The organism is Streptomyces sp. NPDC050658 (genome assembly GCF_044457025.1).
GTDB lineage: Bacteria > Actinomycetota > Actinomycetes > Streptomycetales > Streptomycetaceae > Streptomyces.
Window position 1 is genome coordinate 77726 of the sequence record NZ_JBITGM010000013.1, and the last position, 12213, is coordinate 89938.

Annotated in this window: 9 protein-coding genes; 5 read left to right on the top strand and 4 right to left on the bottom strand. The window is 71.5% G+C overall.

The window, feature by feature from the left end; genetic code table 11:
* Positions 1–23: 23 nt before the first annotated feature.
* The 4 genes from ACIBKX_RS34400 to ACIBKX_RS34415 all read right to left on the bottom strand — a co-directional run bounded on the left by ACIBKX_RS34400 (position 24) and on the right by ACIBKX_RS34415 (position 5237).
* The gene (locus ACIBKX_RS34400) at positions 24–1520 is read right to left on the bottom strand and encodes a hypothetical protein (RefSeq protein ID WP_363274496.1); all 1497 of its coding nucleotides are present in this window, start codon (positions 1518–1520) and stop codon (positions 24–26) included.
* Between the two features lie 90 nt (positions 1521–1610).
* The gene (locus ACIBKX_RS34405) at positions 1611–2441 is read right to left on the bottom strand and encodes a transporter substrate-binding domain-containing protein (RefSeq protein ID WP_363274497.1); all 831 of its coding nucleotides are present in this window, start codon (positions 2439–2441) and stop codon (positions 1611–1613) included.
* A gap of 37 nt (positions 2442–2478) precedes the next feature.
* On the bottom strand, positions 2479–4044 hold the full coding sequence (locus tag ACIBKX_RS34410; protein WP_363274498.1) for a M81 family metallopeptidase: 1566 nt from the start codon (positions 4042–4044) through the stop codon (positions 2479–2481).
* Positions 4041–5237: an ROK family protein gene (locus ACIBKX_RS34415; protein WP_363274499.1), complete on the bottom strand. Its 1197-nt coding sequence runs from the start codon at positions 5235–5237 to the stop codon at positions 4041–4043. The genes ACIBKX_RS34410 and ACIBKX_RS34415 overlap by 4 nt, the downstream gene beginning before the upstream one ends.
* 233 nt (positions 5238–5470) lie before the next feature.
* Here ACIBKX_RS34415 and ACIBKX_RS34420 point away from each other — a divergent pair, with 233 nt between their 5' ends.
* The 5 genes from ACIBKX_RS34420 to mmuM are packed head-to-tail and all read left to right on the top strand — an operon-like array spanning position 5471 to position 12148.
* Entirely contained in the window at positions 5471–7312 is a 1842-nt protein-coding gene (locus ACIBKX_RS34420; protein WP_363274500.1) for a peptide ABC transporter substrate-binding protein, read from the top strand.
* Positions 7309–8259, top strand: coding sequence for an ABC transporter permease (locus ACIBKX_RS34425; RefSeq protein WP_363274501.1), 951 nt, complete (start codon positions 7309–7311; stop codon positions 8257–8259). Before ACIBKX_RS34420 ends, ACIBKX_RS34425 begins: the two co-directional genes overlap by 4 nt.
* Entirely contained in the window at positions 8256–9161 is a 906-nt protein-coding gene (locus tag ACIBKX_RS34430) for an ABC transporter permease (protein WP_363274502.1), read from the top strand. Before ACIBKX_RS34425 ends, ACIBKX_RS34430 begins: the two co-directional genes overlap by 4 nt.
* Before the next feature lie 15 nt (positions 9162–9176).
* Positions 9177–11249 carry an ABC transporter ATP-binding protein gene (locus ACIBKX_RS34435; RefSeq protein ID WP_363274503.1) on the top strand — a complete coding sequence of 691 codons (2073 nt, stop codon included), beginning with the start codon at positions 9177–9179 and terminating at the stop codon, positions 11247–11249.
* Positions 11246–12148 (top strand): homocysteine S-methyltransferase, encoded by a 903-nt coding sequence (gene mmuM / locus ACIBKX_RS34440; protein WP_363274505.1) that lies wholly within the window; start codon positions 11246–11248, stop codon positions 12146–12148. The genes ACIBKX_RS34435 and mmuM overlap by 4 nt, the downstream gene beginning before the upstream one ends.
* Positions 12149–12213 lie beyond the last annotated feature (65 nt).

Genomic DNA, 12213 nt, shown 5'->3' on the forward strand with positions numbered 1-12213 from the left:
CGTCTCTCCTCCGTCGTCCGCGGTCACCGCGCGAGCATGTCGGCCACGCTCGCGAGCACCTGTGGATCGTTGTCGAACGCGACATGGCTCTGGGCGCCCGCGCGCAGTCCCAGGCCGCCGTCGCCCGGCGACCACACGGTGCGCGCGGGGTCGGCGCGCAGGAAGCCGCGCAGGTCGTCCGAGTCGGGGCCGACGGCCGCCGTGTCGAGGAACCAGCGCTGCATGCCCGCGATCGGCACGACGGCGGGCCGCTTGGCCGGGTCGCGCTCCAGGACGCCGGAGATGAAGTAGAGCAGCGACCTCGGGTACAGGAACGGCACCAGGTGGTCAGCCCGCTCGGCCGGGTCGGTCATGGTGAACATCCGGAACCTGTCGAAGAGTTCGGACTGCCGCCGTACGACAGGTGCGAGGTGCGCCACGGTGCAGGCGGGCGCGAGGAGCACCACGTCCCGGATGCGGAAGTCGGCGGGGACCGGGTCGTCGGTGGCGGCGCGCCTGCGGGCGATGTCGTCGAGCAGGTTGCCGATGAACACGGCGCCCGCGCTGTGCCCGACGACGGTCACCCGGGGCCGCGTCCCGGACGCGAGCAGTTCGCCGAACCGGTCCAGGAAGTACCGTCCGGCCCGCACCTCGTCGGAGACGGTGAACGTCTCGGCGGTCTGCCGCTTCATGGCGTCCCAGATCGCCGCGCCGACGCTCGCGAGATAGAACTCGCGCAGGATCTCCTCGACGACCGTCGGATAGAGCCCGTGGTCGGTGCGCTGCCGGAACCGCCCGACCACGGCGGTGACGACGCGCACCGTCTTGCGTACCAGCAACGCGGTGCTGACCAGGGCGCGTTCCCCCGTTTCCGCCCGGTCCGCGAGTTCGGCGACGACGTCCGGTGACATCAGTGTGGCCGCCGCGGCACGCCCCCCGATGGCGTCTCGCGCCGCGGCGGCCCGCTCTGCCGGCGCGGGCGCGACCGATTCGACGATCTCCCGGGTGCGCTCGGCCAGTTCGGTGTCCGCCGAGAGTTCGGCGGCCAGCTGCCGCTGTTCGTCCTCGCTCAGCTCCGGTACCTCGGCCGGGGCGGTCAGCCGCGCGTACGGCTCGTGCCCCGCCCGCACCTGGGCGAGCTCCGCTGCCACGGCCCTCGGGGCAGGGGTGGCCACCGCCCCGAGGGCCCGCTGCCCCGGCTCCTGGAAGACGAGGCCCGTCGCGTACCGCGTGACCCTGCTGAGCAGCGTATGGAAGACGCTCTCGTTCAGGATCTGCGGCAGGTTCCCCCGCAGGGTCTCCAGCAGCCCGCTGCTCCACACGAAGAAGACGGGGTCGGCGCCCGCCGCCTCGTACACGGGCGCGAGCCGGTCGGCGGTGGCGAAGCCCAGCGTGTCGTCGATGAGCCCGCCGTGGAAGTGCAGGACGACCCGCGGCCGGTCCTTGAGCCCGGCCACGAGCGCGTCGATGTCGGCGGTGGTGGTCGAGGCGAGCCGGCCGCCCTGCCTGCTGTGGATGCACCGTTCACGCGAGGTTGGCATGGCACCGAAGGTAGGACCTGCCGCACCGCCCCGACCTCGGGGAACGGCTCAGGGATACCCCTGGCGGGCCGGGCGCCTGGCCCAGGAACCCTAGGAGCCGGCGGGGGCGCCCATCCACTCCGCCTCGTACGCCGCGTACGTGCCGTCGTGCGTCGCCAGATGCGTGAACTGGTCGACGTACTCCTTGAACTGCTCGTCGCCGCGCGGCAGGGCGTACGCCTTCTCCGAGAAGGTGAAGGGCTTGTCGGGGTGCAGGGAGCACAGCTCGGGATGGATCTTGGACTGGTAGCGGGTCTCGCTCGCGTCGGTCATCATCACGTCCGCGCGGCCCGCGATGATCTCCTGGAAGATCGTGGTGTTCTCCGGGTGCAGCTTGATGGTGGCCTGCTTGATGCTGGCGCGCGCGAACTGCTCGTTCGTTCCGCCGGGGTTGACGATGACGGTGGTGCCGGGCTTGTCGATGTCCTTGAGGGTGCCCTCGCCGAATTCGTCCTTGTCGGCGCAGCGGACGATCGGTGTCTTGCCGTCCTCGCGGGTCGGTTCGCTGAAGTACACCTGTCGGGCGCGCGGCAGGGTGATGGAGACGCCGCCGACGCCGATGTCGCAGCGGCCGGCCGCGACGTCCTTGGTGAGGTTCGCCCACGTGGTGGCGACGTACTCCGGCTTGGCGTCGAGGCTCTTGGCGAGGTCCTCGGCCATCTTGATGTCCACTCCGCTGTACGAGCCGTCGGCGGGGTCGAGGTGCGTGAAGGGGCGGTAGTCGCCCGTCGTGCAGACCTTCAGTACGCCGGACTTGGGGACGGAGTCCAGGAGGCTGCCGTGCCGCTTCTCCGGCTTGCGTGCCGCATCGGGCGACGCGGGTGCGGCGGCCGTGACGGCCAGCAGACAGACCAGGGCTGACAGGGTGGCGGCGCGCTTCACGGGGGCTCCTCCGGGTCGGGTTCGTGGCTCGAAGGGATCACCGTAGCCGGGCGGCTGTCATGTCCGGGCCGGGTCCGGAGTCGTACGCGTCCTCGTCGAAGGGGTAGAGGGGCCGCTCCACGCGGTGGTGGCCGAGCCTGAGCAGGTCCTGGTCGACGCCGCCCGGTGTGAGGGCGAGCAGCCAGTCGGCGGCCATGTCGTGGAGTTCGGGCTCCAGATAGCCGATCTTCACGACGACGAGGTCGAAGGTGCGCGGGTCGATGCCGAGGCCTCCCTCTGCGGGGCCCATGAAGTCGGCGAGGGTGTGGAAGGGTTTGCGGCGCTCGACGAGGATCACGGTGAGCCCGCCGGTCCGGACGGCCGCCATGTCGACGCCGCGGTCGTAGGCGCCGCCCTCCGCGCGGTCCTTCTGGTCGGCGGCGCGCTGCAACGCGACTACCGTGCCGGTGAGTTCACAGGGGCCGCCGTGGTTGGCGTCGACCTTGCCGCCGACGCTGAGGGTGACCTCGGCGCCGACTCCGGCCGTGAAGCATGCGGCGACGGCGACGGGGTCGGTGATGCCGGGGTGGACGGCGGTCACCCTCCCGGAGCGGATCGCCTCGTTCTCCAGGAGCTTGCCCAGCATGTACGCGAGATCGCCCGCGCCGCCGGCCGTCGGGTTGTCGCCCGAATCGCTGATCACGAAGGGCCGTTCGGCCGAGGCGACGGCCTTGGCGACGCACTCCTCGGCGCCGCCGGTCGGACCGACGAAGACGAAGTCGCGGCGCGCGTCCCAGTAGCGGCGGGCGAGCTTCTCGGCCTCGGCGGCGGCCAGTTCGGCGTCGTCGCCGGTGACGACGATCGCGGCTTGGCAGCGCGGTTCGTCGGCCCAGGCGTAGCCGACCCACATCGCCGCGTCGAGGATGCCGGGCAGCTTCTCGATCTCGGCGAGCGAGGCGTACAGGGACTTGGCGGGTTCGAGGCGGGTGCTGGTCTTCTCGCCGGGCAACAGCACCGGCACCTGCACCCAGGCGCGGTGCGGCCGGGTGCCCTCGCGCAGGCAGCGTACGAGGTTGCGGGCGGCGCGCTCGCGGGTCTCCCAGGCGTCCTCGTGCGGGGCGAGCCGGTGGGCGGTGAGCAGGTCGACCGGTTCGGCGAACCGGCGTGACACATTGCCGTGCAGGTCCATGGCGGCCGAGATCATCGGGCGGCCGCCGTCCGGGGTGCCGACCGCGTCGAGCGCGGCGCGCACCGCTTCGGTGAGGTCGGCCTCGGCGTCGGTGAGGCCGATGACGCTCATCGCTCCGTGGATGTCGTAGACGAGACCGTCCAGCGGGCCCGCTTCCCTGATCCGCGTGACGAGTTCGTCCTTCAGGACCAGATACGACTCGGCCTCCACCGGACCGCCGGGCAGCGAGGTCGCGTGCAGCAGCGGCACCCATTCGACGGTGTACGCCAGGTCCGAATCGGGCTGCGTCCAGGTGTAGCGGTCGAGGAGTTCCCGGCCTCTGGTCCGGCGGAAGTCGTCGGTGGTGGAGCGGTGCGGGCAGAAGGTGGAGGACTCGATGCCGATGCCGCCGATGCCGATGCGGAGGCGGCGCTGAGTGGTCGCGGGGGCGGTCATGCGTGGGCGCTCTCTTCCTGGGTTGCTGGTTCGGGGGCCGCGGAGGAGGTCGGCAGGTGGCGGCGCAGGGCGGTGAGTCCCGCGCCGAGCAGGCCCGCGTCGACGCCGGTCACCGTGGTGGTGATCTCCAGGTCGGCGGTGGCCAGCGGCAGGCAGCGTTCGTAGAGGACACCGCGGACGGCGGCGACCAGCGGTTCGGCGGTGGCGAGCACGCCGCCGAGCGCGACGGCCTGCGGATTGAAGAAGTTGACGACGACGGAGAGCACCGTGCCGATGTGCCGTCCTGCCGTGCGGACGAGGGTGGTGGCCTGCGGGTCTCCGTCGGCGACCAGGCGCAGGAGTTCGTTCGTGTCGGCCACCTCGACGCCCTGGAGGGCCAGTTCGCGGATGAGGGCGGCGCCGCTCGCGACGGTCTCCAGGCAGCCGATGTTGCCGCAGCTGCACGGGCGTTCGCCCGCCGCCTCGATGCGTACGTGACTGATGTCGCCGGCGGAGCCGTTCGCGCCGTCGTGCGGGCGGCCCGCCGCGATGACGCCGCTGCCGATGCCGCGGCCCGCCTTGACGACGACCAGGTGGTCGAGTTCGGGGCGGGCGGCGCGGTGTTCGCCGACGGCCATCATCGTGGCGTCGTTCTCGACGGTGACGGGGATGCCGAGGCGTTCGGCGAGGACGTCGCGCAGCGGGTAGCGGTGCCAGCCGGGCATCCGGGAGGGGCTGAGCACGCGGCCCTCGGCGGGCTGGACGGGGCCGGGGAAGGCGACGCCGAGTGCGCGGACGGTGCGGCCGGACTCGCGCTGCCGGGCGCCGAGTTCGGCGACCTGCGCGCAGAGCCAGTCGACGGCGGACTCGGGTCCCGCGGTGATGTCGTGCGGCAGGTCGACGGCGTCCAGGACGGTGCCGCCGAGGTCGACGGCGCCGAGGCGCGCGTGGTGGCTGCCGAGGTCGGCGGCCAGGGCGACGCCGCCCTGGGCGCGGACGCGCAGCAGCCGGGGGCGGCGGCCGCCGCGCGAGGCCCCTTCGCCGGACTCGGTGAGCAGCCCCGCGTCGACCAGTTCCTGGACCCGCAGCGAGACCGTGGACGCGGCGAGGCCCAGTTCGCGTACGAGATCGGCGCGGGAGGAGGCGGCGCCCGAGGAGACCAGGTGCAGGATGTGCTGCCCCGATCCCGGGTCGCCGAGTGGTGTTCCGGCCATGCCGCCCCCAGTTGCTTCGCCGCGTTCGTTCAAGGTGTTCGTTCGAGATGTTTCTTCGACAACGGGGCGAACACTAAGCCGAGTCGAAGGAAGTTGACCAGAGTTCCCGGCTTTTCAACTTCTTGCCGAATGAACCTATTGACTTGGTTTTCGCGCCCGGCCTAGCGTTCGGGCGCCGCCCCGTCGCTCTCCGGTGTGGGGCGGGTCCCCGTACCCCTTGGAGGCCCATCGCCATGCGCTCACTCAGGTCCGCGGCCGCGGCGCTGCTCGTCCTGGCGGCGGCGCTCACGGGATGCACCCAGGAGGGCGGCCGCGTCGACATGGGCCCCACCGGAGGCACCCCGGTCGAGGGCGGCACGGCGACGATGGCGCTGCCGCCCGCCGCGACGCCCAACTGGATCTTCCCGATCGGCGCTCCGGGCTACGGCGGCTCGTACAACTACGGCATCCAGTCGCTGCTCTTCATGCCCGTGTACGACGCCGTGCAGGTCAAGGGCGAGGACGAGTTGGCCACGCACGGCCCGAGCACCCTGGGCCTGGAACCGGAGTTCGGCGACGGCAACAAGACGGTGACCGTGCCGCTGCGCGAGGGCGTGAAGTGGTCCGACGGGAAGCCGGTCACCAGCCGCGACATCGAGTTCTGGTTCAACCTCGTCAAGGCCAACAGGACGAGCTGGGGCAACTACTCGGTCGGCACGATGCCCGACAACGTCAAGCGGTTCGAGACCGTCGGCGACCACACCGTGCGGCTGCACCTGAGCCGCGCCTACAACCCCGACTGGTTCACGGCCAACCAGCTCACGCTGATGCGGGCGCTGCCCCAGCACGCCTGGGGCGCGAAGACCGAGGGCGGGAAGGTCGCCGACTGGGACCGCACGAAGGCGGGCGCCAAGGCGGTCTTCGCGCGGCTCACCCGGCACGCGAAGAGCCTCGGCTCATACGGCACCGACCCGCTCTGGAAGACGGTCAACGGCCCCTGGAAGCTGGCCGGATGGCGCGACAACGGCCAGGTCACCATCGTCCCGAACGAGAAGTACACCGGCCCGAAGTCGCAGCGCCCGCACCTCGACAAGGTGGTCTTCAAGCCCTTCACCACCGCCGACTCCGAGTACAACGTGCTGCGTTCGGGCGGCGTGGACTACGGATACATCCCGCCGTCGGTGATGGCGCAGAAGGAGAGGTTCGAGGAGAAGGGCTACCGCGTCGACCCGTGGGAGGGCTGGGCGGTGACGTACATCGTCTACAACTTCAACTCCACCCACGCGGGCCCGGTCATGGACCAGCTCTACGTCCGGCAGGCGATGCAGCACCTCGTCGACCAGAGGGCGATGAGCGACGTCATCTGGCAGGGCAGCGCCACCCCGACGCTCGGCCCGGTGCCGGTGACGCCCAAGAGCCAGTACCTCTCCGCCGAGATGGAGAAGAACCGGTACCCGTTCTCCGTCGGCAAGGCGCGCGAGCTGCTCACGGCCCACGGCTGGCGGACCGAGGACGGGATCGCCCGCTGCGTGCGCCCCGGAACGGGCGCCGACGAGTGCGGCAAGGGCATCGCGCGGAACACCCCGCTCGAACTGACCCTGCTCTCCCAGTCCGGCTCCACCGAGACGACGAACATGATGCAGGAGCTGAAGTCCTCGCTCTCCAAGGCCGGCATCGACCTCACCGTGCGCCAGCAGCCACTGAACTCGGTGCTCGGCAACTCGGTGCCCTGCAAGGCGAAGGACCCCGGCTGCGACTGGGACATGTCGTTCTTCGGGACGGCCGGGTCCTGGTACTACCCGCTCAACCCCAGCGGTGAGCAGCTCTTCTCTACCGGCGCCTCGGCCAACTTCGGGAACTACAGCGACAAGAGGGCCGACCGCATCATCCGGGGCGCGCAGTACTCCCCCGACATGAAGGCCGTGCACGAGTACGGCGAGTATCTCGCCGAGCGGCTTCCGGTGATGTGGATGCCCAACCCGGCGTACCAAGTCTCCGTGATCCGCAACGACTTGCGGGGCATCGGGCAGAACCCGACGGTCACCTTCGCGCCGCAGGACTGGTACTACGTCAAGAAGAAGGGAGCCGAGCAGTGACCGGCTTTCTGGTCAAGCGCTTCCTTCAGGCGCTCGTCGTGCTCTTCCTGGTCTCGGTCATCGTCTTCACGCTGCTGCACATGCTGCCCGGCGGCCCGGCCCGCGCGATCCTCGGCCCCAAGGGCACCCCGCAGCAGATCGAGACCTTCAACCACCAGCAGGGATACGACCGTTCGCTGCCCGCGCAGTACGTGATGTACCTGAAGCGGCTCTTCACGGGCGACCTCGGCGAGTCCTTCAAGCTCAACTCGCCGGTCTTCGAGCTGCTCAAGCAGCGGCTGCCGAAGACGCTGCTCCTGACGGTCCTGTCCACGGTCCTCGCGGTGCTCATCGCCGTCCCGCTCGGTCTGCTGCAGGCCGTGCGGCGCGGGAAGGCGTCGGACTACGCGCTGACGGGCCTCGCCTTCCTGCTGTACGCGACGCCGGTGTTCTTCCTCGGCCTCATCATGATCATCCTGTTCGCCCAGGTGATGCCGGTCCTCCCGGCGGAGGCGCCCCAGGGCGAGACGATCGGCGAACTCCTCGGCGACGCGACGGGGTTGATCCTGCCCGTCGTCACCATGGCGTTCGGCATCGTGGCGATGTTCAGCCGCTATATGCGCTCGGCGGTGCTCGACAACCTCAGCGAGGAGTACGTCCGTACCGCGATGGCCAAGGGCCAGTCGAGCCGCCGGATCATGGTGCGGCACGTCCTGCGCAACGCGCTGATCCCGCTCGCCACGCTGCTCGGCCTCTATCTGCCGACCCTGTTCAGCGGCGCGCTCGTCGTCGAGTCGATGTTCAACTACCCGGGAATGGGGCTGCTGTTCTGGAACGCGGCCCAGGGCTCCGACTTCCCCGTGCTGCTCGGCGTGACCCTCGTCGTCGGCATCGCCACCGTCGTCGGCTCGCTGCTCACCGACATCCTGTACGCCGTCCTCGACCCCCGGATACGGAGCGTGGCATGAGTTCCGCGACCGCCCCTGCCGTCGCCCCCGGCCAGGAAGAGGCCGCGCAGGCCACGCCCTCGCTCGCCCGCCGCACACTGCGGGTCTTCACCGGCAACAAGCTCGCCCTGACGGGCGTGGTGGTCCTGGTCCTGCTCCTGGCCTTCAGCTATCTCGGGCCGCTGCTGTACCCCACCGAGCAGGTGCACACCGACCTCGCGCAGGCCAATCTCGCGCCGGGCAGCCCCGGCCACCTCCTGGGCACCACCGATCTCGGGTACGACATGGTGGGCCGGCTGATGGTCGCCGGGCGGACGTCGCTCGAAGTCGGCCTGGCGGCGGGCCTCCTGGCAACGCTCTTCGGGACCGTGTACGGCGCCGTCGCCGGGTACTTCGGCGGCTGGGTGGACGCCGCGATGATGCGGATCACCGACGCGGCGCTCGCGATCCCCGCGATGTTCCTGCTCGTCGTGGTCGCCGCGATCATCACGCCCGGCAAGGGCGTCCTCATCCTCATCATCGCGTCGGTCGCCTGGCTCTCCCCGGCCCGCCTGGTGCGCGGCGAGGCGCTCGCCCTGCGCGACCGCGAGTATGTGCAGGCCATGCGGATGATGGGCGGCGGCGGTGCGCGGGCCGTGTTCCGGCACATCGTGCCGAACGCGATCGGCACGGTCATCGTCAACTGCACCTTCCAGATAGCCGACGCGATCCTCTACGTCAGCTATCTCGCCTTCCTGGGGCTGAGCATCCCGCCGCCGTCGGCGGACTGGGGCTCGATGCTGTCGGCCGGCATCACCTACACACAGAACGGCTACTGGTGGCTGATCTTCCCGCCGGGCATCGCGATCGTCCTCGTCGTCGCCGCGTTCAACTTCATCGGTGACGGGCTGCGGGACGCGTTCGACGTACGGCTGCGGAAGTAGAGGGAGAGCACGGAGATGACCTCAGAGATGACCGGGCCGCCGTCCGGGGCCGGGCCGCTGCTCCGGATCGAAGACCTGCGCGTCGACATCGCCTCGCGCGGGCGCACCGTGCACGCCCTGGACGGCGTGTCCCTCGAACTCGCCCCCGGTGAGGCCCTGGGCATCGTCGGCGAGTCGGGCTGCGGCAAGACGATGACCGCGCTGAGCGTCCTCGGACTGCTGCCGCCGGGCGGCGAAGTCACCGGCGGACGCGTCCTGTTCGACGGCACGGACCTCGCCGCCGCCCCCGCGCCCGTACTCCAGGACGTACGGGGCAACACCATCGGCATGGTCTTCCAGTCCCCGCTGACCTCCCTCAACCCCACGATGACGATCGGCGCGCAGGTCGCCGAGCCGCTGCTCCTGCACCGCCCCGATCTGAACGGCAAGGAGGCATGGGCGCGGGCCGAGGACATGCTGCGCCTGGTCGGCATGCCACAGCCCGCCGAGCGCATGAAGGCCTATCCGCACCAGCTCTCGGGCGGCATGCGCCAGCGCGTGGCGATCGCCATGGCCCTGGTCTGCGAGCCGAAGCTGCTGATCGCCGACGAGCCGACGACCGCGCTCGACGTGACCACGCAGCACCAGATCCTGGAGCTGATCGACGGTCTGCGCGAGCGGCTCGGCATGGCGATGATCCTGGTCACCCACGATCTGGGCGTCATCGCCAACCGCGTCGACCGCGTCGCGGTGATGTACGCCGGGAAGGTGGCCGAACAGGCTGATGTGCGGGGCCTGTTCGCGCGTCCCAGGCATCGCTACACGGAGGCCCTGTTCGCCTCGCTCCCCGAGCGCGCGGCGGACGGCGGGACCGAACTGCACACGATTCCGGGGCTGCCGCCGAACCTGTCGACGCGCCCCACGGGGTGCCGGTTCGCGCCGCGCTGTTCCTTCGCCACGGACGAGTGCCGCACGCAGGAGCCGCCGCTCGCCGACGACGAAGTGCGGGGCGGGGAGCACCGGTTCGCCTGCTTCCACCCGGTGCCGGACGACGCCGCGGACACGGAGCTCGTGGTACCGGCCGCCGCTTCCCCTTCGGGCGCGCCCGGTGACGTACTCGTCGAACTGGGCGGTCTGGTCAAGGAGTTCCCGCTCAAGGGCGGTGTGTTCTCGCGCGGCCGGGGAACGGTCAGCGCGGTCGGCGGGGTGTCCCTGGAGATCCGCAGGGGCGAGACGTTCGGCATGGTCGGCGAGTCCGGGTGCGGCAAGACGACGCTCGGGCGGATCGTCGCGGGCCTGGAGGCGCCGACGGCGGGGCGGGTGCTCTTCGAGGGGCACGATCCGGCGGAGATGTCACGGTCCGAGCGGCGCGCGCACCGGCGGCGCGTGCAGCTGATGTTCCAGGACTCCACCGCCGCCATGGACCCCCGCATGCGGGTCGGCGAGATCCTGCGGGAGCCCCTGGCGATCCAGGGCGTCGGTGACCGCGCGAGCAGGCGGGCGCTGATCGACGGACTCCTGGACGCGGTCGGCCTGCCGCGCGGCGCCGTGCACCGCTACCCGCACGAGTTCTCCGGCGGACAGCGCCAACGCCTCGGCCTGGCACGGGCGTTGACACTCTCACCCGATCTGGTGGTCGCGGACGAGCCGGTCTCCGCGCTCGACGTGTCCGTCCAGGCGCAGATCCTGAACCTGATGCGGGAGCTGCAGCGGGAGCGCGGCCTGACGTATCTGTTCATCTCGCACGATCTGGCCGTCGTACGTCATCTGGCGGACACGGTCGGGGTGATGTACCTCGGCAAGCTGGTGGAGTCGGGGCCCGCCGAGCAGGTGTACGCGCATCCGCTGCACCCCTACACGCGGGGGCTGCTCGACACGGTGAACCTGCCCGACCCGGAAGCGTCGGCGGGCCTGGCCCGCACGCCTCTGGAGGGCGAGACGCCGTCGGCCGCGAAGCCCCCTTCGGGGTGCCGCTTCCGCACCCGGTGCCCGATGGCCCAGGAGGTGTGTGCGACCACGGAGCCGCCGGTGACCACGCCGAACAGCGCGGGACACCGGGTCGCCTGCCACTTCCCGCTGCCCGCGCCTCGGCTAGCGTCGACGGCGTGAGACTCGCAGAGGCCCTCAACCGCCGGCCGCTCGTCCTTGACGGCGGCCTCTCCAACCAGCTGGAGGCCGCCGGGCACGACCTGAGCGACGCCCTGTGGTCGGCGCGGCTCCTGGCCGACGAGCCGGAGGCGATCGCGGCGGCGCACCGGGCGTACTACGCGGCAGGCGCGGACATCGCCACCACGGCGAGCTATCAGGCGACGTTCGAGGGATTCGCGAAGCAGGGCGTGGACGCGGCCGGGGCGGCGGAACTCCTGCGGCTGAGCGTGGAGCTGGCGCGGGGTGCCGCGCCGGCCGACGGCCGCGAGGTGTGGGTGGCCGCGTCGGCGGGGCCCTATGGGGCACTGCTCGCGGACGGCTCCGAGTACCGGGGCCGGTACGGACTCACGGTGGCCGGTCTTGAGCGTTTCCACCGGCCGCGCCTGGAGGTGCTCGCCTCGGCGGCGCCGGACGTGCTCGCCCTGGAGACGGTGCCGGACACGGACGAGGCGCGGGCGCTGCTGCGGGCCGTGCGGGGTCTGGGCGTCCCGGCGTGGCTGTCGTACACGGTGGCCGGCGGCTTCACCCGTGCCGGGCAGCCCCTGACGGAGGCCTTCGCCCTGGCGGCCGACGCCGAGGAGATCATCGCGGTGGGCGTCAACTGCTGCGATCCGCGCGACGCGGACGCGGCGGTACGGCTCGCCGCGAGGATCACCGGGAAGCCGGTGGTGGTCTACCCCAACAGCGGGGAGACCTGGGACGCGACGGCACGTGCGTGGCACGGCCCGGCCCGCTTCACCCCCGGCCGTGCGGCGGCCTGGCGGGACGCGGGGGCGCGGCTGATCGGGGGCTGCTGCAGGGTGGGGCCGGAGGCGATCGCGGAGGTCGGCGCGGAGCTGTCCGGCCCGTCCGACGGCTGACCCGGCCGCGCGGACACCCCCGCCCACCTGCGTAAACGCCGCTCACGGGGCCCGTTGTCAGTGCC

Excerpts from the sequence above, each read along its gene's own strand:
- ACIBKX_RS34400 (WP_363274496.1), bottom strand. The coding sequence starts at position 1,520 with ATGCCAACCTCGCGTGAACGGTGCATCCACAGCAGGCAGGGCGGCCGG.
- ACIBKX_RS34410 (WP_363274498.1), bottom strand. The coding sequence starts at position 4,044 with ATGACCGCCCCCGCGACCACTCAGCGCCGCCTCCGCATCGGCATCGGC.
- ACIBKX_RS34415 (WP_363274499.1), bottom strand. The coding sequence starts at position 5,237 with ATGGCCGGAACACCACTCGGCGACCCGGGATCGGGGCAGCACATCCTG.
- ACIBKX_RS34420 (WP_363274500.1), top strand. The coding sequence starts at position 5,471 with ATGCGCTCACTCAGGTCCGCGGCCGCGGCGCTGCTCGTCCTGGCGGCG.
- ACIBKX_RS34430 (WP_363274502.1), top strand. The coding sequence starts at position 8,256 with ATGAGTTCCGCGACCGCCCCTGCCGTCGCCCCCGGCCAGGAAGAGGCC.
- ACIBKX_RS34435 (WP_363274503.1), top strand. The coding sequence starts at position 9,177 with ATGACCTCAGAGATGACCGGGCCGCCGTCCGGGGCCGGGCCGCTGCTC.